General features: G+C 67.4%; 28 protein-coding genes. 14 read left to right on the forward strand and 14 right to left on the reverse strand.

The features are described from left to right. Positions 1 to 11: 11 nt before the first annotated feature. Entirely contained in the window at positions 12 to 1,187 is a 1,176-nt protein-coding gene (locus L1965_RS01135) for an aminotransferase (protein WP_235754570.1), read from the reverse strand. A gap of 1 nt (position 1,188) precedes the next feature. Then, positions 1,189 to 2,025 (reverse strand): hypothetical protein, encoded by an 837-nt coding sequence (locus L1965_RS01140; RefSeq protein ID WP_235754571.1) that lies wholly within the window; start codon positions 2,023 to 2,025, stop codon positions 1,189 to 1,191. A gap of 118 nt (positions 2,026 to 2,143) precedes the next feature. Here L1965_RS01140 and L1965_RS01145 point away from each other — a divergent pair, with 118 nt between their 5' ends. The 7 genes from L1965_RS01145 (at position 2,144) to lexA (ending at position 7,745) form a co-directional block, all read left to right on the forward strand. Further along, positions 2,144 to 2,734: an anthranilate synthase component II gene (locus L1965_RS01145; RefSeq protein WP_235754572.1), complete on the forward strand. Its 591-nt coding sequence runs from the start codon at positions 2,144 to 2,146 to the stop codon at positions 2,732 to 2,734. After that, positions 2,731 to 3,753 carry an anthranilate phosphoribosyltransferase gene (gene trpD / locus L1965_RS01150; RefSeq protein WP_235754573.1) on the forward strand — a complete coding sequence of 341 codons (1,023 nt, stop codon included), beginning with the start codon at positions 2,731 to 2,733 and terminating at the stop codon, positions 3,751 to 3,753. The genes L1965_RS01145 and trpD overlap by 4 nt, the downstream gene beginning before the upstream one ends. Further along, positions 3,750 to 4,412, forward strand: a complete 663-nt coding sequence (locus tag L1965_RS01155) for a uracil-DNA glycosylase (RefSeq protein WP_235754574.1) — start codon at positions 3,750 to 3,752, stop codon at positions 4,410 to 4,412. Before trpD ends, L1965_RS01155 begins: the two co-directional genes overlap by 4 nt. 60 nt (positions 4,413 to 4,472) lie before the next feature. Continuing rightward, positions 4,473 to 5,276, forward strand: coding sequence for an indole-3-glycerol phosphate synthase TrpC (gene trpC / locus L1965_RS01160; RefSeq protein WP_235754575.1), 804 nt, complete (start codon positions 4,473 to 4,475; stop codon positions 5,274 to 5,276). Then, the gene (gene moaC / locus L1965_RS01165) at positions 5,273 to 5,746 is read left to right on the forward strand and encodes a cyclic pyranopterin monophosphate synthase MoaC (protein ID WP_235754576.1); all 474 of its coding nucleotides are present in this window, start codon (positions 5,273 to 5,275) and stop codon (positions 5,744 to 5,746) included. Before trpC ends, moaC begins: the two co-directional genes overlap by 4 nt. Further along, positions 5,743 to 6,921 carry a molybdopterin molybdotransferase MoeA gene (locus L1965_RS01170; RefSeq protein ID WP_235754577.1) on the forward strand — a complete coding sequence of 393 codons (1,179 nt, stop codon included), beginning with the start codon at positions 5,743 to 5,745 and terminating at the stop codon, positions 6,919 to 6,921. Before moaC ends, L1965_RS01170 begins: the two co-directional genes overlap by 4 nt. Before the next feature lie 98 nt (positions 6,922 to 7,019). Beyond that, entirely contained in the window at positions 7,020 to 7,745 is a 726-nt protein-coding gene (gene lexA / locus L1965_RS01175; protein WP_235754578.1) for a transcriptional repressor LexA, read from the forward strand. An 82-nt stretch (positions 7,746 to 7,827) separates the two neighbouring features. Here the strand turns inward: lexA and hemC are convergent, their stop codons facing one another. Next, positions 7,828 to 8,769, reverse strand: a complete 942-nt coding sequence (hemC, locus tag L1965_RS01180) for a hydroxymethylbilane synthase (protein ID WP_235754579.1) — start codon at positions 8,767 to 8,769, stop codon at positions 7,828 to 7,830. 74 nt (positions 8,770 to 8,843) lie between these two features. On the opposite strand from hemC, the gene hemE reads away from it, so the two are divergent. The 3 genes from hemE to L1965_RS01195 all read left to right on the forward strand — a co-directional run bounded on the left by hemE (position 8,844) and on the right by L1965_RS01195 (position 11,481). Beyond that, on the forward strand, positions 8,844 to 9,872 hold the full coding sequence (hemE, locus tag L1965_RS01185; protein ID WP_235754580.1) for a uroporphyrinogen decarboxylase: 1,029 nt from the start codon (positions 8,844 to 8,846) through the stop codon (positions 9,870 to 9,872). Next, positions 9,869 to 10,753, forward strand: coding sequence for an EamA family transporter (locus L1965_RS01190; protein WP_235754581.1), 885 nt, complete (start codon positions 9,869 to 9,871; stop codon positions 10,751 to 10,753). The genes hemE and L1965_RS01190 overlap by 4 nt, the downstream gene beginning before the upstream one ends. Before the next feature lie 143 nt (positions 10,754 to 10,896). After that, the gene (locus tag L1965_RS01195) at positions 10,897 to 11,481 is read left to right on the forward strand and encodes a DUF4453 domain-containing protein (RefSeq protein ID WP_235754582.1); all 585 of its coding nucleotides are present in this window, start codon (positions 10,897 to 10,899) and stop codon (positions 11,479 to 11,481) included. A 107-nt stretch (positions 11,482 to 11,588) separates the two neighbouring features. Here the strand turns inward: L1965_RS01195 and hemF are convergent, their stop codons facing one another. Next, a complete protein-coding gene (hemF, locus tag L1965_RS01200) occupies positions 11,589 to 12,443 on the reverse strand; it encodes an oxygen-dependent coproporphyrinogen oxidase (protein WP_235754583.1) in 855 nt (284 codons plus the stop codon). A 76-nt stretch (positions 12,444 to 12,519) separates the two neighbouring features. Here hemF and L1965_RS01205 point away from each other — a divergent pair, with 76 nt between their 5' ends. Further along, positions 12,520 to 12,939 carry a hypothetical protein gene (locus L1965_RS01205; RefSeq protein ID WP_235754584.1) on the forward strand — a complete coding sequence of 140 codons (420 nt, stop codon included), beginning with the start codon at positions 12,520 to 12,522 and terminating at the stop codon, positions 12,937 to 12,939. 10 nt (positions 12,940 to 12,949) lie between these two features. On the opposite strand, the gene L1965_RS01210 is transcribed toward L1965_RS01205, so the two are convergent. From L1965_RS01210 to clpS, 3 genes are read right to left on the reverse strand one after another with little or no spacing between them, the layout of a single operon-like run. After that, complete coding sequence (locus tag L1965_RS01210) at positions 12,950 to 13,756, reverse strand: SDR family NAD(P)-dependent oxidoreductase (RefSeq protein ID WP_235754585.1); 807 nt, start codon at positions 13,754 to 13,756, stop codon at positions 12,950 to 12,952. Continuing rightward, positions 13,753 to 14,760: a class I SAM-dependent methyltransferase gene (locus L1965_RS01215; protein ID WP_235754586.1), complete on the reverse strand. Its 1,008-nt coding sequence runs from the start codon at positions 14,758 to 14,760 to the stop codon at positions 13,753 to 13,755. The genes L1965_RS01210 and L1965_RS01215 overlap by 4 nt, the downstream gene beginning before the upstream one ends. A 3-nt stretch (positions 14,761 to 14,763) precedes the next feature. Beyond that, positions 14,764 to 15,081, reverse strand: a complete 318-nt coding sequence (gene clpS / locus L1965_RS01220) for an ATP-dependent Clp protease adapter ClpS (RefSeq protein WP_235754587.1) — start codon at positions 15,079 to 15,081, stop codon at positions 14,764 to 14,766. A 308-nt stretch (positions 15,082 to 15,389) separates the two neighbouring features. Between clpS and L1965_RS01225 the strand changes: the two genes are divergently transcribed. After that, positions 15,390 to 17,048: a serine hydrolase gene (locus L1965_RS01225; protein WP_235754588.1), complete on the forward strand. Its 1,659-nt coding sequence runs from the start codon at positions 15,390 to 15,392 to the stop codon at positions 17,046 to 17,048. A gap of 178 nt (positions 17,049 to 17,226) precedes the next feature. Here L1965_RS01225 and ccoS read toward each other — a convergent pair whose 3' ends face one another. The 6 genes from ccoS to L1965_RS01255 all read right to left on the reverse strand — a co-directional run bounded on the left by ccoS (position 17,227) and on the right by L1965_RS01255 (position 23,396). Beyond that, positions 17,227 to 17,388, reverse strand: coding sequence for a cbb3-type cytochrome oxidase assembly protein CcoS (gene ccoS, locus L1965_RS01230; RefSeq protein ID WP_235754589.1), 162 nt, complete (start codon positions 17,386 to 17,388; stop codon positions 17,227 to 17,229). A gap of 12 nt (positions 17,389 to 17,400) precedes the next feature. After that, a complete protein-coding gene (locus tag L1965_RS01235; protein ID WP_235754590.1) occupies positions 17,401 to 19,629 on the reverse strand; it encodes a heavy metal translocating P-type ATPase in 2,229 nt (742 codons plus the stop codon). Position 19,630: 1 nt separating this feature from the next. Then, the gene (locus L1965_RS01240) at positions 19,631 to 20,095 is read right to left on the reverse strand and encodes a FixH family protein (RefSeq protein WP_235754591.1); all 465 of its coding nucleotides are present in this window, start codon (positions 20,093 to 20,095) and stop codon (positions 19,631 to 19,633) included. After that, positions 20,095 to 21,636: a cytochrome c oxidase accessory protein CcoG gene (gene ccoG / locus L1965_RS01245; protein ID WP_235754592.1), complete on the reverse strand. Its 1,542-nt coding sequence runs from the start codon at positions 21,634 to 21,636 to the stop codon at positions 20,095 to 20,097. The genes L1965_RS01240 and ccoG overlap by 1 nt, the downstream gene beginning before the upstream one ends. Positions 21,637 to 21,780: 144 nt before the next feature. After that, positions 21,781 to 22,719 (reverse strand): nickel/cobalt transporter, encoded by a 939-nt coding sequence (locus L1965_RS01250; protein ID WP_235754593.1) that lies wholly within the window; start codon positions 22,717 to 22,719, stop codon positions 21,781 to 21,783. Between the two features lie 2 nt (positions 22,720 to 22,721). Then, the gene (locus tag L1965_RS01255; protein WP_235754594.1) at positions 22,722 to 23,396 is read right to left on the reverse strand and encodes a DUF1007 family protein; all 675 of its coding nucleotides are present in this window, start codon (positions 23,394 to 23,396) and stop codon (positions 22,722 to 22,724) included. Between the two features lie 201 nt (positions 23,397 to 23,597). Here L1965_RS01255 and L1965_RS01260 point away from each other — a divergent pair, with 201 nt between their 5' ends. Next, positions 23,598 to 24,572, forward strand: coding sequence for an alpha/beta fold hydrolase (locus L1965_RS01260; protein ID WP_235754595.1), 975 nt, complete (start codon positions 23,598 to 23,600; stop codon positions 24,570 to 24,572). Here the strand turns inward: L1965_RS01260 and ppk2 are convergent. Next, entirely contained in the window at positions 24,569 to 25,582 is a 1,014-nt protein-coding gene (gene ppk2 / locus L1965_RS01265) for a polyphosphate kinase 2 (RefSeq protein WP_235754596.1), read from the reverse strand. The genes L1965_RS01260 and ppk2 overlap by 4 nt on opposite strands. Positions 25,583 to 25,739: 157 nt before the next feature. On the opposite strand from ppk2, the gene L1965_RS01270 reads away from it, so the two are divergent. Beyond that, positions 25,740 to 26,399: a glutathione S-transferase family protein gene (locus L1965_RS01270; RefSeq protein WP_235754597.1), complete on the forward strand. Its 660-nt coding sequence runs from the start codon at positions 25,740 to 25,742 to the stop codon at positions 26,397 to 26,399. The last annotated feature ends 70 nt before the right edge of the window (positions 26,400 to 26,469 follow it).

Here is a 26,469-nt window from a genome sequence, read left to right on the forward strand (position 1 = left end):
GCCACAAGCCTTCAGGCCCGGAACCGGCCAAGCCTTCGCGCCAGTTCCGCCATGTCGTCCGCCCCGACATTCGCGAAGGCCAGCCGGAAATGGTCGGCGCCCTGCGGATCGTTGCCGGGGGTGAACATCGTGCCCGGCAGCGTCAGCACGCCGATCTCGCTGACCATGCGCGGCGCCAGTTCCGCCGATGAGCGATCGAAGGGGTGGCGGACCCACGCGAAATAGGCGCCCGCACTGCGCGTTTCCCAGCCCGGCAAGCCGTCCAGCGCGGCAAGGGTCGCGGCGCGCCTGGCAAGGATCCCGGCCCGTTCGCCGGCCAGCCAGTCGCGCAGATGCACCATGCCCCAAAGCGCGCCGATCTGACCAAGCTGCGACGTCGAGATGGCGACGGTATCCAGAAATTTCTCGACCTCCGCCATCCGCTCGACCGAGGCGATCATGGCGCCGACGCGATGTCCGGTCAGGCGATAGGCCTTCGAGAAACTGTAAAGCTGGATGACCGTCCGATCCCAGTCCGGACGGGTCAGCAGGTCGTGGGGCGCGCCGTCGCGACTGTCGAAGTCGCGATAGGTCTCGTCAAGGATCAGCGCGATTCCATGACGCTGCGCCAGATCGTGAAAAGCGGCCACCAGCGCGGCGGGATATTCGGCGCCAGAGGGATTGTTGGGCGTGACCAGCACGATCGCGCGGGTGCGCGGCCCGATCAGGGTCTGTGCCCGCTCCGGGTCCGGCAGCATGTCCGGTCCGCAGCCCAGAGGCCGGGCGGTGATGCCCTGCATGTCCAGCCACATCTTGTGATTGAAATACCACGGCACCGGCAGGATCACCTCATCGCCCGCGCCGGCCAGGGTCGTGATGGCAGCGCAAAAGGCCTGATTGCAGCCCTGAGTGATCGCGACTTGCCCCGCCGCGACCGTCCCGCCATAGGCCCGGCTGAATTCGGCCGCGACGGCATCGCGCAGATCCGGGTTGCCCAGCACAGGGCCGTAGAGATGTGCGTCGGGCCGTGTCAGGGCGGCCTCGGCGATGGCCTGTCGAAGCGCTTCGGGGGGCGGATCGACCGGCGCGGCCTGACTGACATTCAGCAGCGGACGGTCGGCCGGAAAATCGACCCCCTGCAACCAGCGCCGCGCGGCCATCACCGGGGGCGCAAGGCTTGCGGCGATGGCCGGGTTGATGGCTGCCATGTCAGTCTTCCCTCCGCAGGCGCAGGTCAGACAGGTCAGGGGGCAGTGTCAGATCCAGCGCAGGCGCAGGCATGGCGGGGGCCCGCATCGCATCGCCCGTGTCTGCCGCCGGCGCGGTCTCGTCCCCGGGTTGCGCCGCCTCGGCGTCGGGGTCCGCGGCGACCGGCTGCGGCGTGGCCGGGCCCGGCGCCGCAGGGCTGCGGTCTGCCTCGCCCGAAAGCGCCATGTCCGGGACGGAACGCCGCAGCGGACTGTCCAGCGGCTGCGGGCGCTCGAAGGCGGGGGCCGTCTCGCCCGCCGCAGGCAGGTCCTGCGCGGGTTGCGCCGCGTCGCCGGGCACCTCGGGTCGTGCATTGCTGCCGGTGATCGCCACCGGCGCCGGTTCCGCCGCGGGCGCGCTGACCGCCGGAGCGTCGCTCTGGTCCAGCCGGTCGGCGGGCGCGCGCAGCTGGGCCGGCAAGCGCGGCGCGATATCGCCCCCACGCCCGAATTCCGAACCGACGGGCAGCCCCACCGCCTCGGCGTCGGGTTGTCCGCGGGGCTCGGCAGGTGACGTGATCGGCCGTGTTTCGGGCGGCGGGGCATCGGCGGCCTCGGGCTGCGCCGGTGCGGCCTCGAGGGGGTCCGAAGCGGCATCCTGCGGCATTCCAGGCGCAGTCTCAGGCGCAGTCATGGGCATCCGGTCCGCCGCTGGCGCAGCCTCGTCCGGATTCGCCAGACGACCGTCGTCGCCGGGTGCCCTTGGCACCGGCAACGGCGACAGCAGCGACACCACCACCAGGACAGCCGCGCTCAGCGCGGCCCCATGTGTCAAACCCGTCCAGAATCCGCGTGCCATGCGCCTCTTCTTCCCCCGGCCGGGCTTGACCCCCCGGCGCGCTTTGCCCCATCTATAGCGAACCGTTTTCCGGGGGGAAACCGCCCCCAAGCCGCCACCACAGATCAAGGCGCCCAAGATGATCCTTCTGATCGACAATTACGACAGCTTCACCTGGAACCTTGTGCATTACCTGGGCGAGGCTGGGGCAGAGGTGAGCGTGCGCCGCAACGATCAGATCACCGTCCCGGAGGCGCTGGCCACCAGCCCTGACGGCATCGTGATCTCGCCGGGACCCTGCGATCCGGCACAGGCGGGGATCTGCCTCGATCTGATCCGCGCCGCCGCGGACCGCGCCATTCCGCTGTTCGGTGTCTGCCTTGGACATCAGGCCATCGGCGAGGCGTTCGGCGGCAAGGTCGTGCGCGCCAATCGGATCCTGCACGGCAAGGTTGACGCCATCAGCCATGACGGCAGCGGCGTGTTCAGCGGCCTGCCCTCGCCCCTGAACGCGACGCGCTATCATTCGCTGACCGTCCAGCCCGAGAGCCTGCCCGATTGCCTGCGGGTCACCGCGACCTCGGATGACGGGACGATCATGGGGCTGGTCCACACCAGCCTGCCGGTCGAGGGTGTGCAGTTCCACCCGGAATCGATCGCCTCGGAATACGGCCACGAGATGATCCGGAATTTTCTGAGCCGCTGCCGCAAGGACGAAGCCGCCGCATGATTACCGATATCCGCCCGCTGATCGGCATTGCCGCCGTTCGCCCGCTGACCGGACCCGAGGCCGAATCGGCCTTTTCGGCGCTGTTCGACGGCGCGGCGACCCCCGCCCAGATCGGTGGTATCCTCATGGCGCTGCGGGTGCGGGGCGAGACCGTTGACGAAATCGCCGCCGCCGCCCGCGCGATGCGTGCGCGGATGAATCGGGTCCACGCGCCTTCCGGCGCGATGGACATCGTCGGCACCGGTGGCGATGGCAAGGGCACGCTGAACATCTCGACCGCGACCGCTTTCGTGGTGGCGGGCGCGGGCGTGCCTGTCGCCAAGCACGGCAATCGCAACCTCAGTTCGAAATCGGGCGCGGCGGATGCGCTGACACAGATGGGCATCAACGTCATGGGCGGGCCCGCCGTCGCGCAGCGGGCCATCGACCGTGCGGGCATCTGCTTCATGATGGCGCCGATGCACCACCCGGCGATGCGCCATGTCGGGCCGCCACGCGCCGAACTGGGCACGCGCACCGTCTTCAACCTGCTGGGGCCGCTGACCAACCCGGCCTCGGTCCGCCGCCAGTTGACCGGCGCATTCTCGGCCGACTGGATCCGCCCGATGGCCGAGGTGCTGCGCGATCTGGGCAGCGACGCAGCCTGGCTGGTCCATGGCAGCGACGGCACCGATGAGATCAGCATTGCCGGCGATACCGCGGTCGCCGCCCTGAAGCAGGGCGAGATCACAGAATTCACCGTGACGCCCGAGGATGCGGGCCTGTCGCGACACCCGTTCGAGGCGATCCTTGGCGGCGAGCCATCGCAAAACGCCGCGGCATTCCGCGCGCTGCTGGATGGCGAGGCCGGCGCCTATCGCGACGCGGTGCTGCTGAACGCCGCCGCCGCCCTGCTGGTCGCCGAGAAGGCCCGCGATCTGCGCGAAGGAGTCGCGATCGCGGTCGAGTCGCTCGACAGCGGCGCCGCGAAGGCACGGCTGACGCAATTGGCCGAGGTCACCGGCCCGCCCGAGACGTGACGCCGCCCGCCGCCTGGGCCGATCTGCCCTTCTTTCGAGAGGATTGGCCGGCGATCCGCGCCCGGCTGGACGGTCTGGCCGGGCCGGACTGGATTCCCGGCGAGGATCGGCTCTTTGCGGCGCTCGAGGCCACCACACCGCAACAGGTCCGTGTCGTCGTCCTGGGCCAGGATCCCTACCCGACACCGGGCCATGCCAACGGTCTTGCCTTTTCAGTGGCTTCGCACATCGCCTTGCCGCGATCGCTGAGCAACATCTTCACCGAACTGCGAGACGATCTTGGCAGTGCCCCCGTCACGGGCGATCTGTCGCCCTGGGCGCGGCAGGGCGTTCTGCTGTTGAACACGTCGCTTTCGGTGACGCCGGGATGCGCCGGGGCCCACGCAGGCTGGGGATGGGACAGGCTTGCGCGTCAAGCCGTCGCCACAAGCCAGGCACACGGTCCGGTCGCGTTTCTCCTGTGGGGCGCGCAGGCACGCAAAGCCGTCGCCGGGCTGCCACGCCCGCAGGACCTCGTGATCGCGACCGCTCATCCATCGCCGCTATCGGCCCGACGCGGGTTTTTTGGCAGCCGCCCGTTCAGCCGGATCAATGACTGGTTGTCCGCGCGCGGAGACCGGCCCATCGACTGGACGGGCCAGGGCGATCACGCCCCGTGAAGGCGCGGAAGGTGACGCCGCCCCCTTTCCACACCGGATGCGCGGCGCTAGAAACAAGCCATGGATATTCTCGACAAGATCAAGGCCTACAAGCTGGACGAAGTCGCCGCCGCAAGGCGCGCGCGTCCGCTGGCCGATATCGAGGCCGCAGCGCGCACAGCCTCGGCGCCGCGCGGCTTTGCCCGCGCCCTGACCGAAACGGCGCGGACCGGACCGGCCCTGATCGCCGAGATCAAGAAGGCCAGCCCCTCCAAGGGCGTCATCCGTCCCGATTTCGATCCGCCGGCGCTGGCCCGCGCCTATCAGGACGGCGGCGCGGCCTGCCTGTCGGTCCTGACCGACGGACCCAGCTTTCAGGGCGCGCCGGAATTCCTGACCGCCGCGCGCGATGCCTGCGACCTGCCCGCGCTGCGAAAGGACTTCCTTTACGACAGCTATCAGGTGGCCGAGGCGCGCGCCTGGGGGGCCGACTGCATCCTCATCATCATGGCCTCGGTCGATGACGCCCTGGCGGCCGAACTGGAGGATGCCGCCATTCATTGGGGCATGGATGCGCTGATCGAGGTTCATGACGCGGCCGAACTGGATCGGGCCTTGCGCCTGAAATCCCCGCTGATCGGAATAAACAATCGAAATCTCAAGACCTTCGAGGTCACTCTTGATGTGACGCGCACATTGGCTCCGCGCATTCCGCCGGATCGCGACATCGTCTGCGAAAGCGGCCTTTTCACGCCCGGCGACCTGAGGCGGATGATGCAGGTCGGCGCGCGTCGCTTCCTGATCGGAGAAAGCCTGATGCGGCAGGACGACGTGGCCGCCGCGACACGCGGCATTCTTGACGTCGCCCCGGCAGGCGCGGCATGAGCCTGACGCATTTCGACAGCGCCGGTCAGGCGCACATGGTCGACGTCTCGGACAAGTCCGAGACAACGCGCGAAGCCACGGCCGAGGGCTGCGTCATCATGTCCGCCGACACTCTGGAACTGGCCCGTGGCGGCGCGAAGAAGGGGGACGTGCTGGGGGTGGCGCGACTGGCCGGCATCATGGGGGCGAAACGCACCGCCGACCTCATCCCGCTTTGCCATCCGCTGCCGATCTCCAGGGTCTCGCTTGACCTGAACCCCGATGACCAACTGCCCGGCATCCGCGTCACCGCCACCGTCCGCACCACCGGCCGCACCGGGGTCGAGATGGAGGCGCTGACCGCCGTCTCGACCGCGTGTCTCACGATCTACGACATGTTGAAGGCCGCGCAGAAATCGATGTCCATCGAAGGGATCCGTCTGGTTTCAAAAAGCGGTGGAAAATCAGGCGACTACAGGGCAGATCGATGATTTCGGTCGCGGAAGCGCTGAGCCGCGTTCTGGCGCTGGCTTCCACGCCGGAAGGCGAAACCGTGGCCTTGGCGCAGGCCGCGGGCCGCGCCCTGCTGGAACCGGCGATCGCGCAACTCACACAGCCGCCTTTCGATTCGGCGGCCATGGACGGGTATGCGATGCGGAATGCCGATCTGGCCGGTCCGCTTCGGGTGGTCGGCGAGGCTGCGGCGGGCCATCCCTGGCATGGGCAACCCTCGCCCGGAACGGCCATCCGCATCTTCACCGGCGCACCGGTTCCGAAGGGATATGACCGCGTCGTGATGCAGGAGGAGGCGCGCCGCGACGGCGACCTGCTGACCGTCACGACCCGCGGCGACGCGAGGCATATCCGCGCCCGCGGCGGCGATTTCTCGACTGGCGACGCGCTGGCGCCGGGACGCCGGCTCAGCGCCGCCGATATCGGCCTGCTGGCGGCGATGAATGTCCCGCATGTGACCGTCGCGCGCCGCCCCCTGGTCGCGGTGCTGGCCGGAGGAGACGAGTTGATTCGGCCCGGCGAAACGCCCCGCGAAGGACAGATCATCAGCTCCAACGATCTGGCAATTGCCGCGCAGGTGACCGACGCGGGAGGCGAGGCGCGGATCCTGCCGATTGCGCGCGACACCGAACAAAGCCTGCGCGAAAGCTTCGCCGCAGCCGCGGATGCGGACCTGATCGTGACCATCGGCGGCGCGTCGGTCGGCGACCACGACCTGATTGGCAAGGTCGCAGGCGATCTTGGAATGCAGCGCGCCTTCTACAAGATCGCGATGCGCCCCGGCAAGCCGCTGATGGCCGGGCGCATTGCCGGCACAGCCATGATCGGCCTTCCTGGAAACCCTGTTTCTGCAATGATTTGCGGCATGTTATTCATGCAGCCTCTCATTCGCGGGATGCAGGGTTTGCCGGATGGGCTTCGGCATCGGCGCGCAAGGCTGGCCGAGGACATGCCCCCCGAGGGAGGGCGTCAACACTATTTGCGCGCGGGGCTGGAGGATGGTGCCGACCTGCCGTCGATCCGGGCCTTTCCGGACCAGGACTCGGCCCGCCTCTCTCTGATGGCGCAGGCGGATGCGCTGCTGATCCGCCCGGCGGGCGATATCGCCCGCAAGGCCGGCGAGATCATGCAGTTCCTGCCGCTTCACCGCTGAGCCTTAATCGTTTTTTCACCGCATCCTGTTCTGTTTGTTGACGTGATTCGCCCCTTGGGCTAGAACATTCATGGAACATTTGAGGCGGGGTGGGGCCGATGCTGACGAAGAAGCAGATTCAACTGCTGGAGTTCATCCAGAAGCGCATGGCGCGCGATGGCGTCCCGCCCTCGTTCGACGAGATGAAGGATGCGCTGGATCTCCGCTCCAAGTCCGGCATTCACCGGCTGGTGACTGCGTTGGAAGAGCGCGGTTTCATCCGCCGCCTGCCGCATCGTGCCCGCGCCTTGGAAATCGTGCGCCTGCCAGAAGCTCTGGCGGGTCTGGCCGCAGTGGCGACCAGGCCCGAGGCGTCGACAGACACAGGGTTCTCGTTGCGCGTCATCAACAATGAACGCCCCGGCCGGCCGCGCGGCGCACTGAGCATCGCGGACAGCGCATCGGTCGAACTGCCTCTGATGGGGCGAATTGCCGCAGGCGTTCCGATCGAGGCGATTTCCGAGGTTTCGCACCACATTTCGGTTCCCGGAACCATGCTTTCGGGACGCGAGCATCATTACGCGCTGGAGGTGAAGGGCGATTCGATGATCGAGGCCGGAATCAACGACGGCGATGTGGTGGTCATCCGGGAACAGGATACGGCCGACAACGGCGACATCATCGTCGCGCTGGTCGAAGGGCACGAGGCGACGCTGAAGAGATATCGCCGCCGCGGCTCGATGATCGCACTCGAGGCTGCCAATCCGGCCTACGAGACACGCATCCTGCCTGAAGAAAGCGTCCGCGTGCAGGGCCGGCTGGTCGGGCTGATCCGCAGCTACTGACCGGCAAGGGCGCGACAACGCCGGTTGGCCGGGAATTCGGCCTCTGCGGCGCTGTGCGGCGGCGTGACGGTCCGACTGGCGATCACAGATGATCGAAAAACCCTGGTCCCGCCTGGGACAGCAACTCCTCGGCCAGATCACGACCCATCGCCGCGCCGTCCGCGATCTCGCCCTCACGGCGTCCATCGATGGCGATCGACCCGTCGGGCATCAGGATTTCGCCGCGCAGGACAAGCCGGCCGTCGATCAGTTCGGCAAGGCCACCGATCGGTGTTTCGCAGGACCCGTCAAGCCGGGCCAGAAACGCCCTTTCGGCCGTGATCCGCTGGGTCGTCGCGACATCGTTGATCGGATGCAGCAAGGCAGCGACAGCCTCGTCGTCCGTCCTGCGCTCGATGCCGATCGCCCCCTGCGCCACGGCCGGCAGCATTTCCGCCGGGTCGATGGCGCTGCGGGCGACATGCAGCATGTCCAGCCGCCGCAATCCCGCCATCGCCAGGAACGTCGCCATCGCGACGCCGTCCTCGAGCTTTTTCAAACGGGTCTGCACATTCCCGCGAAACTCGACCAGCTTCAGGTCGGGCCGACGATGGGCCAGCTGGGCACGGCGTCTCAGGCTGGATGATCCGACCACCGCGCCTTCGGGCAGATCCGCGATCGCGGAGACATGCGGACTGACAAAGGCGTCGCGCACATCCTCGCGCGGCAGAAGGCAGTCGATCAAAAGTCCGGCCGGTTGCAGCGTGGGCATGTCCTTCATCGAATGCACGGCGATATCGATCCCGCCCTGCCCCAGCGCCTCTTCGATCTCCTTGGTGAACAGGCCCTTGCCACCGATGTCCTTGAGGGGCCGGTCCGTGATCCGGTCGCCGGTCGTCTTGATGACCACGATCTCGAACGCCTCGGCGGGCAGGTCATGGGCGGCCATCAGACGGGCGCGGGTCTCATGCGCCTGCGCCAGCGCCAGCACCGAGCCGCGGGTGCCGATCTTAAGCGGGTTCTTCGTGTCGATCGTCTGTCTCATGGGCATGCCATAGCTGCCGGGCGTGCGCTTGACAACGCCCGCCGCCTCGACTTGATGGGGCGCAAGGAGGCACCATGACCAAACTTCTGCTGCGCGCACTGGCGGGTGAGACGCTGCCGACGCCGCCAATCTGGATGATGCGCCAGGCCGGTCGCTATCTGCCGGAATACCGCGCGACCCGGGCACAGGCGGGCGATTTCCTGTCGCTGTGCTACAATCCCGAACTCGCCGCCGAGGTGACGCTGCAGCCGATTCGCCGCTTCGGGTTCGACGCGGCGATCCTGTTCGCAGACATCCTGCTTGTGCCACAGGCGCTGGGGGCAGATCTGTGGTTCGTGCAGGGCGAAGGGCCCAGGCTCTCGACCATCACCAGCGCGGCCGATCTGTCCGCGCTCAAGCCGGCCGACGATGTCCACGAGACGCTGTCTCCGATCTATGAAACCGTTCGCATCCTGGCCGGCGAGTTGCCGCCGCAAACCGCGCTGATCGGGTTCGCGGGGGCGCCCTGGACCGTAGCGACCTACATGATCGCGGGGCGCGGCACGCCCGATCAGGGGCCGGCGCACGCATTCAAGGCCGCCGACCGTAGCGCGTTCGCCGCGCTGATCGACCGCATCACCGAGGCCACGATCCTGTATCTTTCCGCCCAGATCGAAGCCGGCGCGGAAGTCGTGAAACTGTTCGACAGTTGGGCAGGCAGCCTTGCCGGCGACGATTTCGACGCGTTCGCGGTCGCGCCCGCAAGGCGGATCATCGCAGCGCTCAAGACGCGCCATCCGGGTATTCCGGTCATCGCCTTTCCGCGTGAGGCGGGCGATCGCTATGTCGGATTTGCAAGGGCGACCGGGGCCGATTGCGTGGCGCTGGACAACTCGGTCGATGCGGAATGGGCGGCCCGGAACGTGCAGGTCGATGGCTGTGTGCAGGGCAATCTGGCCCCCCACCACATGGTCACGGGCGGACCCGATCTGAAGGCCGAGGCGCAGCGCATCACGCGGGCGCTGCGCGGCGGTCCGCATGTGTTCAACCTCGGCCACGGGATCACCCCAGACGCCGATCCCGACAATGTTGCCAGGATGATCGAGGCCGTCCGCAGCGCATGATCTGGGTCGCGGCCACGCTGATCGCGGCGCTGGCGCAGACAGGGCGCAACGCGGCGCAAGCGGGGCTTTCCGGCCGCATAGGCACCATTGGCGCGACAGCGGTTCGATTTGTCTTCGGTCTGCCCTTCGCGCTGATAGTGCTGCTGCTGTTGGCGCCGGTCATGCCGGTCCCGCCTGTCGGACCGCAGACGCTGGCCTTCACCGCGATGGGCGCAGCCGCGCAGATCGCCGCGACCGTGTTCATGCTGCTGACCATGCGCGGCCAGGGCTTTGGGATCGCGACCGCGCTGCTGAAAACCGAGCCGGTCAGCCTTGCAATCATCGGCGCGCTGGTTCTGGCCGAACCGCTGGGGCCGGCCCGACTGGGCGCGATTGCACTGGCGACGCTGGGGGTGATGCTGGCATCCGGGGCTAGATGGTCCCGCGCTGGTCTTCGCCCGATCCTGACGGGCGTGACCGCGGGCGGGCTTTTCGGCCTGTCGGCCATCGGCTTCCGCGGCGCGTTGCTGACCATGCCCGCGGGCGGCTTTTTCATCCATGCGCTGACAGTGCTGGTTCTGACACTGGCGATGCAGTCCGCCGTCATGCTGCTCTGGCTGGGCCTGGCCGATCGCGCATCCCTGCGCGGGATCGTGACCGAATGGCGCGTCTCGCTGGCGGCGGGCGCACTTGGCGCCTTTGCGTCGCTATTCTGGTTCATCGGCTTCGCACTGACGCCAGCGGCCAATGTGAGGACACTGGCGCTGGTCGAGGTGGTCTTCGCGCAGGCCGTCTCTGGCAGGGTGTTGCGCGAGAAGACCGGCCGGATGCAACGGGCCGGGATGGCGCTGATCGTCATCGGCGTCGGGTGGCTGCTGGCCGTGACAGTCCAGCGCCCCTGATCTGCGTGGCAACGGCTCGCACAGGGCCGCCGCCCGTGACCCGGGCGCGGCGGACCCGGAACACGGACCGGCGGAGCGCGCGGGTTTGACACGCTGCCGCAGCTATGGAACCATCAGCCATCTGTCGGTCATGCGTGTACGCCATGCGTCGTCTGTTCCCTGCCCTGGTCGTCCTTCTGTCGGCAAACCCCGTCGCGGCCGAGGTCTGGGAATATGGCGACCGCGAGTGCCGCGAGTTGTGGTTCATGCGAAACCTGATCATGGACCGGGCGGGCTATTGCTTCGGTTCGGCCCTGGGCAGGGCGCTGTTCGACAACCGGGACTGCAGCGGTGCCGACATCGATCCCGGGCCGGACCAACGCCGGCAGGTCAGCAAAATCCAGGCGCTCGAGAGCCGGATCGGCTGCCGGGTCGACACCACGGCAACGGAACTGGGTGGTGTCGACATGCAGGGCCTGCGGCGACTGCGCGACATGCCGCTGCCGGACAATGGCGGCAGCGCCTGCGTGTCGTGGCGCGGCAAGACCGTGCCGCTGCATGATGGGTATGGTCCCGGATCGAGGGTCATCGGCCAGCTGCGGCCTGGCGATCGGGTGGATTTCGGCTTCATTGGCGAGGGCGACTGGAACGTGATCTCGGTCGCATCCGGGGCGGAGGACGGCAGGCTTGGCTGGCTCAACATGTCCGATGTCGATTGGTCGGCCTCTTGCACGGACTGGGTCGGCTGACGGCGGGTCACGCCTGGACCTTGTTCGGCCCATGCGTGATTTCCATCAGGATCGGGGCCAGAAGAAAACCCCACAAGGCGGTGCGCCGGACACGGCCGGAATCTGCGTCAGATCCATTTCGCAACGGGCGGCAGGCTCATCAGCACGGCATCGGCGTTGTGCCCGGTTTCAAGACCGAATTTCGTGCCGCGGTCATAGACGAGGTTGTATTCCGCATAAAGCCCGCGATGAACCAGCTGCGCATCCTTGTCGGCCTCGTCCCAGGTCTGGCTCATCCGGGCTTCAGCCAGCGGCAGGAAGGCGGGCAGGAAAGCTTCGCCCACCGCTTTCGTGAAGTCGAAATCGGCCTGCCAGTCGCCGCTGTTCAGATCGTCGTAGAAGATACCGCCGACGCCCCGGGCGCGTCCCCGGTGCGGGATGAAGAAATATTCGTCCGCCCAGGCCTTGTAGCGGTCGTAAAGTTCGTTGCCATGCGGTGCACAGGCCGCGCGCAGTGTGTCGTGGAAATGGGCCGTGTCCTCGGGATATTCGAGGCACGGGTTCAGATCGCTGCCGCCACCGAACCACCATGCGCCCGGCGTCCAGAACATCCGGGTGTTCATGTGGACGGCCGGCGCGTGCGGGTTCTGCATATGCGCGACAAGGCTGATGCCCGATGCCCAGAAACGCGGGTCCTTGTCCATGCCCGGCACGCCACGCGCCGCCATCGCCGCCTGCGCCCGGGGGGCCAGGGTTCCGTGCACCTCGGACCAGTTCACGCCGACCTTCTCGAACACGCGGCCGCCGCGCATGACCGACATCAGGCCGCCGCCGCCATCCTCGCCGCGCTGCGTCGGGGTGACCACGAACCGGCCCACCGGGGCCTCGCCGGGGCCACGATCCTCAAGTGCCTCGAACGCCATCACGATGCGGTCGCGCAATTCGCGGAACCAATCCGCTGCCTGGCGGCGTTGATCGTCCATGTGACCCCCATTCGTGAATTGCCAAGCGAGCGCCCCGGCGGATAGCATTTCACAAACCGCTGTAATGAGACAGGCCATGCCCCGCAACACCGCCCTTGCCCTGATGGTCCTTCCGCTGCTGATGGCGGCCTGCGCGACCCCGCAGGAACGGTGCATCAGCCGCCACACCGGGGAATTCCGAACCGTCAGCCGCCTGCTGGCCGAGGTCGAGGCCAATCTTGCCAGGGGTTACGCCTGGGAAGAAAGGCAGGTGGTGCGCGACCGCTACACCCAGTGCCGCACGGTCGAACGCGACAGGCAGGGCGAGGTCATCGGCGTCACCACCCGGGGCTGCTGGCGCGACTATGTGGATACCGAACGCTTTCGCGTTCCCATCGACCCCGCAGCCGAATCGCGCAAGCGCGAAAACCTTGCCGCGCGAAAGGCCGCCCTGGCCGATCGCGCGCTCGCATCGGTGGCGGCGTGCAAATCGGCATTTCCCGAGCCGCAGAAATAGCACCGCGGCGCTAGAGGTCCTGAGCGGTCACCGGATCGGCAAGGCTGCGCCCGCCATCGACGGTCACGATCTGACCGGTCATGAAGCGCGCGCCCTCGCTTGCCAGGTAATGGACCGTCTCGGACAGTTCGTCGGCCGAGGCGATCCGCCCCAGCGGCGTTCCCGCGATGATCTGGTCTCGGATCTCGGAATTCTCGCGCAGCGCGCATTTCAGTTCGTGCGACATCACGCTGCTGAACCGCACACCGTTGACGCGAATGCGATGCGGGGCCAGCGCCAGCGCAAGCCCGCGGGTCGCCTGCTCCTGCGCCGCGCAGGCGATGGAATAACCCAGCATGGCGGGAACCGGCTTGACCGATGCCAGCGTCGAGATATTCACGATCGCGCCGGCCTGGATCACGTCGGTCTGGCCCTCGGCCTGCTTGATCATTCGCTTTGCGACCATCTGCGACAGGCGAAGCCCGGCGGTCATGTTCTGACGCATCATCTCGTCCAGCACGCCCGTGTCGGTGTCAAGCGGGTCGGAACCCTTGACGAAACGATGTGCGTTCACCAGCACATCGACCCGATCAAACGCATCCAGCGTGGCCGAAAGCAGATTGGCCATCGCCAGCTTCTGCGAGATGTCGCCGGCGAATTTCACAAGATGTGCGTTTTCCTTGACGTGGTCCGACATGGCCTGATCCAGCGCCTCCTCGTCGCTGTCGGCAAACACGACGTTGGCGCCCCGTTCGACGAAGTGCCTGGCGATTGCCAGCCCGATGCCGCGCGAGGCGCCGGTGACGATTGCAGTCTTGCCCTGGATCGACAGGCTCATGGGCGGCCTCCCCTGTTCCCCGCCTGGCGCCCTGCGCCGGTGGCCTCGATGATCTTGTAGCGACTGTCGCCGCCGATTTCCGTGACCTTGGCGAAATGCCCGGCAAGGACGTTTTCATAGGGCAGATGCCGGTTCGACACCATCCAGAGCCTGCCGGCCCCGGTCAACAGCCGTGCCGCGGTCGCGATGAAGGCAGCCCCCAGTTTCGGTTCGGGCTGGCGCCCCTCGTGAAAGGGCGGATTCATGATCACGCCGTTCACCGGTTCGGGCAGGGTGAAATCACGCGCATCCGCCCAGTGAAACTGCGCGCGCGGGTCGCTGATATTGTCGCGGGCGGATTGCAGCGCGGCGTGATCAGCCTCGACCAGATGGATGATCTCGAGGCCAGGACGGGCCAGCGCCTGCGCGGCCAGCCACCCCCATCCCGCGCCCAGGTCCACGACGCGTGTCGGCAGGCGATCGGGCAGATGCTGCGCCAGCAAGGCCGAACCGGGATCGATCCCGTCGGCAGAAAAGACCCCGGGACGCGTGACAAAGCCGGGTGCGACCTCGGAGGGCCGGGATCGCCACTCCGGCGGCAACCCGTTTTCGACGGGCAGAGTCACCCGAAAGATCTTGCCATGCGCCTTGCTGTGAACCTCGTCGATATCGGCAAGCCGACGCAATTCCTTCAGGATCGAATCGACGCCATCGGTCTTTTGCCCGTCGATCCACAAAGGCGCCCCGGGAACCAGCCTTGCGGCAGCGTCCGCGATGCGCGCCCGTGCCTGCTGCTTCGAGCGTGGCAGGACCACAAGGGCGCCGTCGAAATCTCCGTCGATCGCGACGGACACGTGATAACCGCGCGCGGCAAGGGCCTGATGATCGGGGAAATACCCCTGCTGTATCCGGGTCGCGTTCACGTCAAGCGGCGACAGGTCATCATCGCCGCGCGCGCCGACGACCAGAAAACGCCCTGCCGGGTGACCATCCGGAAAGGCCAGCATTAATCTGCTTGCTGTCACGTTCTACTCTTTTTCCATGGTGCATTGCAGCGGGTGCTGCTGCCGGCGCGCAAGTTCCATGACCTGCGCGACCTTCGTTTCGGCGACCTCATGGGAGAAGACACCGACCACGGCGACGCCGCGGCGATGGACCGTCAGCATGATCTCGATCGCCTGGGCGTGGGTCATGTTGAAAAGCCGCTCCAGCACATGGACAACGAATTCCATGGGTGTGAAATCATCATTCAGCATCATGACCTTGTACATCGGCGGACGCTGCGGCTTGGTCCGCGGCTTCACGGCCAGTTCGGACTGGCCGTCGGGTTTGTCGCTGTCGGTCATCCAGTGCGTCATCAGGTCACGTTCCGGCCATTGCAGGCCTTGTATGAAATCTTGGCCCGCCGTTCCGGCAGCCCGTCCGAAACGGAAATATAGTCAATTCTGCGGTGGATGAAAGCCCCGCGCGGGTCGTTGCCCCGGTGCGGGGAGAAGGGACCAAATAAGTCAAATGCCCGGTTTCAAGCACAATATACTCGTGCTATTGTGACTTTGTTAATGACGGGTGTGCAACAAAAGAAACGCCCGCACGAGGCAGAGAGACCGCGACAGTGACCCGATTTTCCCTGAAGGCCCGGTTGTGGGCTTATATCATGTTGGCTGTTCTGGCCCCGGCGACGCTTTCGGCGGCTCCCTTCGCCGCCTATGTGATGGACGCGCGAACCGGGCAGCCGATCTACAAACAGAACGCCGACACCAGGCTTCATCCCGCGTCCCTGACGAAGATGATGACGCTCTACCTGGCATTCACCGCGGTCGAACGCGGGCAGGTGCGACTGGATTCGCAGTTCACGATCTCATCGAACGCGGCGGCGGAGCCACCGTCCAAGCTGGGCTTGCGGGCCGGACAGAAGATCGAACTCCGCTATCTGTTGCGCGCGGCCGCGATCAAGTCCGCCAATGATGCAGCCACCGCGATCGGCGAGGGACTGGCCGGTTCGGAGGCTGCCTTCGGCCAGCAGATGACGGCAATGGCGCGCGCCCTGGGGATGCAGAACACCCAGTTCCGCAATGCCAACGGACTGACCCAGGACGGCCATTTTTCCACCGCGCATGACATGACCATCCTCGGGCGTCACCTGTTCTATGATTTCCCGCAATACTACAATCTTTTCTCGCGGCGCTCGGCCGATGCGGGGATCAGCAAGGTATCCTCCACCAACAAGCGGTTCTTGGACGGCTATTCCGGCGCGGACGGCATCAAGACCGGCTACACGCGCGCAGCCGGCTTCAACCTGACCGCATCGGCACAGCGCGGCAACAAGCGGCTGATCGCCACCGTGTTCGGCGGCACCTCGACCGCGCAGCGCAATCAGGTGATGGGAGAGTTGCTGGATTCGTCCTTCACCCGCATCCCGGACCGCGTGCGCGAGACGCGCCCCTCTCCGCCCCGTTTCGCGGCGCAGCAGAAGATCGTGCGCCGTGCCCAGGTTGCGCCGACGGTCGCGGCGACCGCCCCCGAACCGCAACAGCTTGTGCTGTCCGCTTCTGAGCCTCCGGCGCGGGTCCGCCGTCCCACGGCCTCGACCGCGGCGATTGCGGTCGCTGATCCGCTGGCGGAGGCGGTGAGGCAGGCGACACGGGCCCCGATCACCGCAAAGAGCCTGAACCTGGCCGCCAGCACACGGCCGCCCTTGCGTCCCCTCGCGCAGCGCGCAGCGGTGGCCGACGCGCTTGCGACCGCGGTCGCTGCGGCTGAAAGCGCGACACCCAGTGCGCAGTCGCCCAGCCTCGCGGCACCAGTCCTCGAGGCGTCCGACCGCCCCGTCCCCGCCCCGCGTTCGCGCACCGGCAACGGCCAGGCCAGCACCGCCGCAGTCGCGCAGCCCGACAGCGGTCAGGCCGATGCCGTGGCGCAGGCGGTGGCCGAAGCCTCGGCGGAAAGCGCCGGAACGATGTCGCTTCTGGCCTCACCCGCGCCCAAACCGCGTTCGGAAACGGTGATCCTTGCCGCCATGGGCGAGGGCGACATCTCAGAGCCGGCGGCGCTGGAAATCGTCTCGCGCCCCTCGGGCAGCGGGCGCAGCTGGGGCATCGCGCTGGGTCGCTTCGGCTCGCAGGTCGAGGCTGAAAAACTGCTTCTGCGCACCGCGTTGCAGGATGGCACGGCCCTTGAGGGCGCGGACCGGCGCATCGCCGATACGGCGCGCGGCTTCGAGGCGGCCTTCGTCAACCTGTCGAAGGCCGACGCCCATCTGGCCTGCGAAAGGCTGAAAGCCCGATCGCAGGAATGCCGCGTCACCGGCCCCTGAGCCGGATTGCGCCGGGGCATGGAACCTGACAAGGGCGGGGCTGACAGCCTCGCCCTTTCTCGTTGTCGCAAGCCTGCTCTCCGCTCGGCCAGGCGCGCCCAAGAGGGCCATCCGCTCGACTGGATGTGATCCCTCCTTCCCCACAGGGCGCACAGCATCGCAGCAGCGGATCGTGGTTTCAGTCCGGCCGCGGCCGGTCGTCCCAGGCATCGCTCAGGATCCGCTCGGCGTCGCCCTTCGGATCCTCGAACTGTCGAGATCGCAGCGCCCAGATGAAGGCGGCAAGCCCGACACCGCCAAGGCCAAGCGAAACGGGGATCAGGATCGCAAGGATTTCCATATCGTCCTCCGTTCAGCGCCGCAGACGCAGCGCGTTCAGTGTCACGGTAATCGAACTGGCCGACATTGCCAACGCGGCGATCAGCGGCGTTGCAAAACCGGCAATCGCCACCGGCACCGCGACGATGTTGTAGATGATCGAGATCGCGAAGTTTTCGCGGATGCGGGCCGTGGCGCGGCGCGCGGTCAGCAGGGCATCGGCGACCGGGCTCAGATCCTGTCCGGTCAGCACCATGTCGCTGGCCACCCGGGCCGCGTCCAGCGCCGATGCCGGAGAGATCGAGGCATGCGCCCGCGCCAGCGCCGCGGTGTCGTTCAAGCCGTCCCCCACCATCAGGACATGCGCGCCCTCGGCGGCGAGAGCCTCGATCAGGTCGGCCTTGCCCATCGGGTCGATGCCGGCATGAAACTGCTCGATCCCAAGCGTCGCCGCCAGTTCGGCGACAGCGGCCGGCCGGTCACCCGAGAGCAGGATCAGGCGCTGCCCGTCCGCGCGCAGCCTGGCCACGCATTCCCGGGCGCCGGGGCGCAGGCTGTCAGCGAATTCCAGACGGATCGGAGCCTCGCCCGCGACCGAGAACCAGGCCGCGCTGCCGGGCCGCGCGGCCTCGTCATCGGTCACGCCCAGCCAGTCCGCGCGACCCAGACGGACCTCGCGCCCTTGCCAGCAGGCCGAGCTGCCCCGGCCGGGATGTTCCTGCTGGTCCTCGATGACGGCCGCCGTCTCGGCGGACAGCGCCTCGGCCAGCGCGCGGGACAGCGGATGGGCAGACCCACGGGCCAGGGCCAGGGCGACCGGGCGCAGCGACGCGGGCAACGGATCGGCCGACACCAGCCACGGCCGCCCCATCGTCAGCGTGCCGGTCTTGTCGAAGACGACCGTGTCGATCTGGGCCAGACGCTCAAGCGCCGTGCCGTCCTTGATCAGCAGGCCGCGCCGGAACAACCGGCCCGAGGCCGCGGTCGCGACGGCGGGCACCGCCAGCCCCAGCGCACAGGGGCAGGTTATGATCAGGACCGCGGCCGCGATATTGACCGCCAGTCGCAGATCCCCCGTCGCCCAGACCCAGCCGGCAAAGCTGGCCAGAGCCATCAGATGGACCAGCGGCGAGTAGGCGCGCGCCGCGCGCTCGGCCAGCGATGTATAGCGGCCGCGGGCGGATTCGGCCGCCTCGACCAGCGCGGTCAGTCGGGCCAGAGAGCTGTCGCGTCCGGCCGCCGTGACCCGCATGACCAACGGCCCGGTCAGGTTGACCTCGCCGGCCGACAGCATCAGCCCCGGCGCGGCGGCGACCGGCAATGTCTCGCCGGTCAGCAGGGCGCGGTCGATCTCGCTGCGTCCGGCGACGATCTCGCCATCGGCGGGGATTCGGTTTCCGGGCCGGATCCGGATCAGGTCGCCCGCGGCCAGGCTTGCCACCGGCACCACCTCCTCGGCCGCGTCGGCGATCGAGGCGCCGGTCACCGCACTCGGGCGAAGCAAGGTCGCGCGCGGAACCTCGAGCGCGGTCAGCTCGGCCGCCGCCGAACGGGCAATGGCGCGGGTGCGGTGGTCCAGATAGCGGCCGACCAGCAGGAAGAAGCACAGCATCACGGCCGCGTCGAAATAGGCGTGATGACCGGATTGCGAGGTCTCGTAGACCGAGATGGCGGTGGCAAGAACCAGCGCCAGCGAGATCGGAACATCCATCCCCAGCCTGCCGGCCTTCAGCGCGGCAAGCGCACTGGCAAAGAATGGTTGGCCGGCAAAGGCGATGGTCGGCAGGGCGATGGCCGCGCTGATCCAGTGAAACATGTCGCGGGTGGCGGTCTCGGCGCCCGACCAGACCGCGACGGACAGGATCATGATGTTCATCATGGCGAACCCGGCGATCCCGATCCGCATCAGCAGGTCGCGACCCTGACGATCGGCGGTCGTCGAGGACAGCGCCTCGGGGTCCAGCTCGTGCGCCTCGTATCCGATGCGCTCCAGCGTCGGGATCAGGTCGCCTGCGGTCAACCCCGGAGCATCGACGGTAACCCGGCGCAGCGTCAAATTGACCCGCGCCCCGCGCACCCCCGGCACGGCATTCAACGCACGCTCGACATCGGTGATGCAGACCGCGCAATGGGCGGTCGGAAGCGACAGGATCACGTCGCCAACCGGGGCGGTCACCGCGCCTTGCTCGGCCATGCGCTGCGCCAGAGGGGCGGCATCGCAGGCCGGGCAGGCACTGATCCTTGGGGCGCCGAGATCGGTCATCCTATTTCACCATGGCGCCCGCGAAATGGTCCAGCCGCTGACGAAGCTGGGTTCCATCCGGCGCGGTGGCCACGACGTGAATGTTCCAGATTCCGGGTTCAAGCTCCAATTGCGCCGTGTAAAGCCCGCCCTCATAGCGGAATTCGGGCACCCGGTCGGCCCGCTTGTGGGTCGGTCGCCCGATCGTCGCCGCAAGACGTTCCACCGGCGCGGGCAGGCCCTGGGCGTCGGTGATGGCAAGCGTCAGCTGTTGCCCGTCATAGGATGGCGTGACCGTCCATCCAAGCGCCGCCTGGGCGTTGCGTTCCCTGTCGAAGCTCTGCGAGGCGACGTAGGAATTCGGCACCTCCAGCCCCGGGAACGTGTTCACCGCCTTGAAGGCCAGAAACAGGTTGACGGCGATGATGACGCCAAAGGCTGAGACGGTGATGGCCAGCACATGCCGGCCGGTCAGTTCTCGACGCATTATCGGCTCCTTCCGTGGAATACGGTCTCGACCGCCGTGCTGCCTTCGCCGTCCACCTCGTCGACGACCAGCTGCAAAGATGTGCTTGCGCTGAACGTCAGCGGCGATCCGGCTGGCGCGGTCAGGTAAAGCCGCGCGCTGAGGGTTGCGTCGGAGGCGACCTCGACAGCCTTGCCGGTGACACCTTCGATGGCCAGGGACAGGTCCTCTGCCCCCTCGCCTTCGACGCTGAAGGCATAGCTGGTCGCGTCATGCTGCTTGTTGCGCAAGCGCAATTCGTAGGTGTTGCGGACCGCACCGTCGGACATGGTGACGAAAAGCGGATTGCGGACGGGCGAGACGTTCAGATCCACCGATGAGCGCATGATAAGCGCCACCGCCAGCAGCACGCCGATCCCCGACCAGAGCGTGAAATACATGATCGTGCGGGGCCGCAGGATGTGCTTGAGCAACGGCTTGGGCGCGGCGCCGGTGCGCTCGGCGGTCTCGTCCTTCAGCGCCATGTAGTCGATCAGCCCGCGCGGCTTGCCGATCTTTTCCATGATATCGTCGCACGCGTCGATGCACAGCGCGCAGGTGATGCATTCCAGTTGCTGGCCATCGCGGATATCGATGCCCATCGGGCAGACATTGACGCAGGCCATGCAGTCGATGCAGTCGCCATGCGCGCTGTCGGCCGGCGCCGCGGATTTCAGCTGCGGCGCCTCGGCAACCAGGGCGCCGGGGGCGGCGGCCGCCGGGTCGCCGACGACGCCCGCGGCACCCTGCCCCTTGGGTTGCCTGCGGTCGTGCCCGGATTTGCCGCGCGGCTCGCCCCGCCATTCACGATAGGCGACAGTCAGCGTGTCCTCGTCCATCATGGCCGCCTGGATGCGTGGCCACGGGCAGGCATAGATGCAGATCTGCTCGCGGGCGAAACCGCCGAACAGGAACGTCGTCGCGGTCAGGATGGCGATCGTGATATAGGCGACGGGCCGCGCCTGCGCGGTCAGCAGGTCCGCAAGCAGGGTCGGAGCGTCGGTAAAGTAGAACACCCACGCCCCGCCCGTCAGCAGGGCGATCAGCAGCCAGACCGTGAACTTGATCGCCCGCAACCGGATCTTCTGGCCGTTCCAGTTCTGGCGGTGCAGGCGGATGCGGGCGTTCCGGTCCCCCTCGATCCAGCGCTCGACCAGCATGAAGAGGTCGGTCCAGACGGTCTGCGGGCAGGAATAGCCGCACCAGACCCGACCCAGCGCCGAGGTGAACAGGAAAAGCCCCAGCCCCGCCATCACCAGAAGACCCGCCACGAAGTAGAATTCATGCGGCCAGATCTCGATCCAGAAGAAGAAGAAGCGCCGATTCGCCAGGTCCACCAGCACCGCCTGATCGGGCATGCTCGGGCCGCGATCCCAGCGGATCCACGGCGTGACATAGTAGATCGCCAGCGTCACTGCCATGATGATCCATTTGAGATTCCGGAAACGGCCCTTGACGCGCTTGGGGAAAATCGGCTCGCGCGCAGCGTAGAGGCTGGGCGGGTCCATCTGGGGTGTGGACATGGTCTGAATCGCTCCTGTTTCGCGCCTCGGGTCTTAGGGCCGGAGCCAATGAGCTGCATTGACCTGCATCAACCCCCGTGGCGACATGTATTCCCTAGCATGAATTCGGGAAGCCCGGCAGGTTGTCGCAGCCGAAAAGGACGGTCAGACCATCAGCCCGGCGGCGACGAGGGCGATCAGCATCCCGGCGGCCACCTGCATGATCCCGGGCAGCCAGCGCGCCAGGGCAGCCAGCGGCCCGCTTGCCGGCAGCATCGCCATGCTGCCTTGGCGCGCCCAGACCGAAAGCAGCGCCACGACCAGCGAGACCGAGGCCGTGCCCAATCCCATCGCCAGCGCGCCGGCGACGCCGGTTCCGAAAATGCCCATCCGCCAGGTCAGGATCAGCAGGAACAGCGCGCCCGTGCAGGGTCGCACCGCAATACCACCGATCAGCACCAGCGCATCGCGCAGGGACCGGGTCTGGGCGACCTCGGACGCGGTCGGGCCGTGCGCGTGGCCGCAGCCGTGATCCTCGTCATGATGATGATCTGCGCGCGACGCGTCCCGTTCAGGTGCGCCGCGCGCCGTCCGCAACACCTGCCGCAGGCCGCGCCAGGCCAGCCATAACCCGACCAGACCGATCATGCCGGCGCTGAGTTGGGCCATGGCATCCTCGGTCAGGTCGGTCAGCGTCTGGCGCGACAGGTCCAGAAGCGCGATCCCGCCCCACACCAGCACCACCGCCGTCAGCGCCTGCGCCAGCGACGCCAGCACCGCCAGCACCGCCAGGCGTTGCAGCGGCACCTGCGTGCCGTAGCCATAGCCGCCGATCAGCAACTTGCCGTGGCCGGGCCCGACCGCATGGACGAATCCATAGCCAAAGCAGATCGACAGCAGCGCCGCGGTGGCCCCGGGCTCGCCCGCCCGCAGGCCGCGCAGCGCCCCGGCCATCAGGGTCTGCGCCTCGCGCTGCCGTTCCGCCGCCCAGCCCTCGATCCCGGCAAGACCGCCGCCTTGCCAGACCAGCACCAGCAGCACCGCGACAGCCAGTCCGCTGAGCGCCAGCGCGCGCGCCGCGACATGGCGTGGCGTGGCGGCCATCCTCAACTGCCCTGCCCCGTGCCGCAGATCACCTCCATCTCGCCCGCGCCGACGGCGCCGATATCCACCGTCACCATCTCGGCCTCGGAATCATCGGTGGCGCCGTCCAGCGCGTCCTCAAGCGCCCGCCGATAGGCCTCACGCGTGGCGTCGGGGTCGCCCTCGGTCAGCCTGGCGCTGCAATCGTCGCGGCCCAGCATCCGCGGCTGCGCCAGCAGGTTGAAATCCACATAGAATTCGGGGTCATAGACCTGGAAACGCGCCGGCTCCTCGCCGGCCAGCGGCGTGGCCAGCGGGCGCAGATGGCGCGAGATGATGCGCCCGTCGCGATAGGTGGCGGTGAAATCGGCGGGGGCCAGCAAGCTGACCGGCCCGGCGTCGCTGGCAAGATAAAGCCGGCCGTCGAAACCAGGCTCCCAGTCGGCGTCAAAGCCCTGCAACGCGGCGTTTTCCTCGGGCGTCAGAACCCCGTCGCCATCGGGATCCAGTCCCAGATCCTCGACGATCAGCAGCGAGTAAAGCTCGTCATAGGACCATCCCACCTCGACCGCGCTCAATCGCCCGGCATCGTCATAGACCAGCCCCAGCGCCGCATCGATATAGACATGCGGATGCGCGGACGCGGCCTGCGCAGACAGGGCAAGGGCAAGGGACAGGCAAAGGCGGCGCAATGTCACGGGGGGCGATCCTATCGAGCGGCTGTTCACCCCCCCCATTAGTGCGCCCGACGCCTCAGCGCAAATGCGACTTGCGGCGGCGCCGGGCACGAAGTAGCGGCGGGCCATGACATTCATGCGAGGTCGCGGCTTTGGCGCGCACGGGAACCGCAGTCCCGCCGTGACTGTTCATGGTATTGGCGCGACAGGAGCGGGAACGACATGGCAGGATTGAAACCGGGACTCGCGGCGCTGGTGCTGCTGGCTGTTTCCGTGGCCGGATGTGCGGCCATCGTCGAGGATCGCGCCGACGCCCGCGAGCAGCAGGCCGAGCGGGCCTATCCGCCGACCGGCCGGCTTTTGCAGGTGAACGGACACAGGGTGCATGCCCATGTCGAGGGCAGCGGTCCGGATCTGGTTCTGATCCACGGCGCCAGCGGCAACACCCGCGATTTCAGTTTCGATCTGATCGGCCGGTTGCGTGACGATTATCGCGTCATCGCCTTCGACAGGCCGGGGCTGGGCTGGACCGACAATATCGGCGCGCAGAACGACAACCCGATCGCCCAGGCCGAGTTGCTGCGGGCGGCCGCCGACCAGCTGGGCATCCGCCGCCCGATCCTGCTGGGCCACAGCTACGGCGGCGCGGTGGCGATGGCCTGGGCGTTGCGCGACCCCGGCGGCCCGGCCGCGATCGTCCTGCTGTCGGGCGCGACCCATCCCTGGCCCGACGAGGCGGATCTGGGCGCGTTCTACCCATTCGTCACAAGTGCCATCGGCCGGAACCTGGCCATCCCGCTGATCTCGGCCTTCGCGCCGGAAAGCCGGGCCGATGATGTCGTTGCGCGCATCTTCGCGCCCAACCCGGTGCCGGACGGCTATCTCGATCATGTCGGCATCGGGCTGTCGCTGCGCCGGGACAGCTTTCTGGCCAATGCCAGGCAGGTCGACAACCTCAAGCCCTATCTGGCGCAGATGGCGCCGCGCTATCCCGGCCTGCCGCAGCCCATCGAGATCGTGCATGGCGACCGCGACAGGACCGTCGGGCTGGATTATCACTCGCGCAGGATGGCCGCCGAAATGCCAAGATCCCGCCTGACCGTGCTGCCCGGCGTCGGCCACATGCCGCATCACGCCGCCCCGCAGGAGGTGGTGGACGCCATCGACCGTGCCGCCAACCGCGCCGGACTGCGCTAGCCAGGCTTGCCTGCGGCCGTCTTCCGTGTGTCGGGATGCAGCGCGGTGCCAAGGATGTGTTCGGCGCTGTGAACGACATGGCCGGCATGCCCGACGATCAGCGGGTCGGGCGGAACCACGATGTCGTGGTCCTTGTCGGGATAATCGACGGTCGACAGGAAGTGCCGCATGCAGTTCAGCCGGGCGCGCTTCTTGTCGTCGGACTTGACGATCGTCCAGGGCGCATCGGCCGTATTGGTATAGAAGAACATCGCCTCCTTCGCCTCGGTGTAATCGTCCCATCGGTCGAGACTTGCCTTGTCGATCGGCGACAGTTTCCAACGCTTGAGCGGGTCGGTTTCGCGCTGGACAAAGCGGCGGGCCTGCTCGGCCCGCGTGACCGAGAACCAGAACTTGTAGAGACGGACCCCCGACCGGACCAGCATCCTTTCGAATTCGGGCGCCTGCCGCATGAACTCGAGATACTCGTTCGGCGTGCAGAACCCCATGACCCGTTCGACGCCTGCCCGATTGTACCAGCTGCGGTCGAAGAACACCATTTCGCCCGACGTCGGCAGATGCTGGACATAGCGCTGAAAGAACCACTGGCCGCGTTCCTCGTCGGTCGGCTTGTTCAGCGCCACGACGCGGGCGCTGCGCGGGTTCAGATGTTCGTTGAAACGCTTGATCGTGCCGCCCTTGCCGGCGGCGTCGCGGCCCTCGAACAGGATCACGAACTTTTCCCCCTGATCCAGCGCCCACAGCTGAAGCTTCAGAAGTTCGGCCTGAAGCCGCGCCTTTTCGACCTCGTATTGGCGGCGTCCCATCTTGCGCGCATAGGGATAACGCCCGCTCTCGAAGGCGGCCCGGACGGCGTCGGGCGTCGCGATGGGAAACCCCGCGCGCAGGGCAGGCTTTCGTCTGACGGCGGCCGGCTTCGTCGCGGGCGCCGGACTTGCGACCGGGTCGCGGCCAGCATCGGCGCGCTGCGGGTCGTCGGCTTCCGGTGCCGGGGTCACATCGTCGGTCATGCAAGGATCTCCAAAGGCAGAATGGCGCTGAACTGACATCATTCTGTCACATTTTCGCGATGCGCGCCTTGAGCGGGATCAAATCATGCGACTTCCCGTCATCCAGGCTTGCGACTAGCGTGGCGCCGCAAGACAGCACAACCGAAGGAGCCCGCCCATGCTGACCATCCACGGCGTCACGCGATCGCGCGCGTCGCGCATCATCTGGCTGTGCCATGAAATCGGCCTTCCCTTCCAGCAGGTTCCGGTGATCCAGGCCTATCGCCTGCCCGATCCCCACGCCCCCGGCGCGCCGCTGAACACCCGCTCGCCATCGTTCCTGAAGATGTCGCCCGCCGGGTCGATCCCGGTGATCGAGGATGACGGGCTGTGCCTCAGCGAGTCTCTGGCCTGCACGCTGTATCTGGCACGCAAGTTCGGGCAGCCCTTCGGTCCTGCCGACACCGGCGAGGACGCGCTGATGCTGCAATGGAGCTTTTACGCGGCCACCACGATCGAGGCCGATGCCCTGACAATTCTGTTCCTGAACGCGCCGGGCAAGGCGCTGGCCGGAGCCGAGGCGGCCGCGGTCGCCACGGCGGCCGAACGTCTGCTCCGTCCGTTGCAGGTGGTCGAGGATCACCTGGCGCGTCAGGGCCACATGGTCAGCCGCCGCTTCACCGTGGCCGACATCAACATGGCCGAGGTCCTGCGCTACGCGCAGCCCCATGCGCCGCTGATGGACCATTTTCCCGCGATCCGCGCCTGGCTGCAGGATTGTCAGGCGCGCCCCGCCTTTCGCAAGATGTGGGAATCGCGGCTGGCCGAGCCGGAATGATCCCGCCGCGGGCGCCGGTCCACGCGCAACCGATTGCGGCAGTGAATGCCCCGCGCCACAACCCCTTGCC

This window comes from Paracoccus salsus, assembly GCF_021556615.1.
GTDB classification, from domain to species: domain Bacteria; phylum Pseudomonadota; class Alphaproteobacteria; order Rhodobacterales; family Rhodobacteraceae; genus Paracoccus; species Paracoccus salsus.

Bases quoted from the DNA above. Each gene is read 5' to 3' on its own strand.
- L1965_RS01190 (WP_235754581.1), top strand. From the start codon at position 9,869: ATGATCTGGGTCGCGGCCACGCTGATCGCGGCGCTGGCGCAGACAGGG.
- hemE (WP_235754580.1), top strand. From the start codon at position 8,844: ATGACCAAACTTCTGCTGCGCGCACTGGCGGGTGAGACGCTGCCGACG.
- moaC (WP_235754576.1), top strand. From the start codon at position 5,273: ATGAGCCTGACGCATTTCGACAGCGCCGGTCAGGCGCACATGGTCGAC.
- L1965_RS01205 (WP_235754584.1), top strand. From the start codon at position 12,520: ATGCCCCGCAACACCGCCCTTGCCCTGATGGTCCTTCCGCTGCTGATG.
- L1965_RS01135 (WP_235754570.1), bottom strand. From the start codon at position 1,187: ATGGCAGCCATCAACCCGGCCATCGCCGCAAGCCTTGCGCCCCCGGTG.
- clpS (WP_235754587.1), bottom strand. From the start codon at position 15,081: ATGACCGACAGCGACAAACCCGACGGCCAGTCCGAACTGGCCGTGAAG.
- L1965_RS01225 (WP_235754588.1), top strand. From the start codon at position 15,390: ATGTTGGCTGTTCTGGCCCCGGCGACGCTTTCGGCGGCTCCCTTCGCC.
- L1965_RS01235 (WP_235754590.1), bottom strand. From the start codon at position 19,629: ATGACCGATCTCGGCGCCCCAAGGATCAGTGCCTGCCCGGCCTGCGAT.
- L1965_RS01250 (WP_235754593.1), bottom strand. From the start codon at position 22,719: ATGGCCGCCACGCCACGCCATGTCGCGGCGCGCGCGCTGGCGCTCAGC.
- trpD (WP_235754573.1), top strand. From the start codon at position 2,731: ATGATTACCGATATCCGCCCGCTGATCGGCATTGCCGCCGTTCGCCCG.
- ppk2 (WP_235754596.1), bottom strand. From the start codon at position 25,582: ATGACCGACGATGTGACCCCGGCACCGGAAGCCGACGACCCGCAGCGC.
- L1965_RS01195 (WP_235754582.1), top strand. From the start codon at position 10,897: ATGCGTCGTCTGTTCCCTGCCCTGGTCGTCCTTCTGTCGGCAAACCCC.
- trpC (WP_235754575.1), top strand. From the start codon at position 4,473: ATGGATATTCTCGACAAGATCAAGGCCTACAAGCTGGACGAAGTCGCC.
- ccoG (WP_235754592.1), bottom strand. From the start codon at position 21,636: ATGTCCACACCCCAGATGGACCCGCCCAGCCTCTACGCTGCGCGCGAG.
- ccoS (WP_235754589.1), bottom strand. From the start codon at position 17,388: ATGGAAATCCTTGCGATCCTGATCCCCGTTTCGCTTGGCCTTGGCGGT.
- L1965_RS01140 (WP_235754571.1), bottom strand. From the start codon at position 2,025: ATGGCACGCGGATTCTGGACGGGTTTGACACATGGGGCCGCGCTGAGC.
- L1965_RS01170 (WP_235754577.1), top strand. From the start codon at position 5,743: ATGATTTCGGTCGCGGAAGCGCTGAGCCGCGTTCTGGCGCTGGCTTCC.
- lexA (WP_235754578.1), top strand. From the start codon at position 7,020: ATGCTGACGAAGAAGCAGATTCAACTGCTGGAGTTCATCCAGAAGCGC.
- L1965_RS01240 (WP_235754591.1), bottom strand. From the start codon at position 20,095: ATGCGTCGAGAACTGACCGGCCGGCATGTGCTGGCCATCACCGTCTCA.
- L1965_RS01210 (WP_235754585.1), bottom strand. From the start codon at position 13,756: ATGAGCCTGTCGATCCAGGGCAAGACTGCAATCGTCACCGGCGCCTCG.
- L1965_RS01260 (WP_235754595.1), top strand. From the start codon at position 23,598: ATGGCAGGATTGAAACCGGGACTCGCGGCGCTGGTGCTGCTGGCTGTT.
- L1965_RS01270 (WP_235754597.1), top strand. From the start codon at position 25,740: ATGCTGACCATCCACGGCGTCACGCGATCGCGCGCGTCGCGCATCATC.
- hemC (WP_235754579.1), bottom strand. From the start codon at position 8,769: ATGAGACAGACGATCGACACGAAGAACCCGCTTAAGATCGGCACCCGC.
- L1965_RS01145 (WP_235754572.1), top strand. From the start codon at position 2,144: ATGATCCTTCTGATCGACAATTACGACAGCTTCACCTGGAACCTTGTG.
- hemF (WP_235754583.1), bottom strand. From the start codon at position 12,443: ATGGACGATCAACGCCGCCAGGCAGCGGATTGGTTCCGCGAATTGCGC.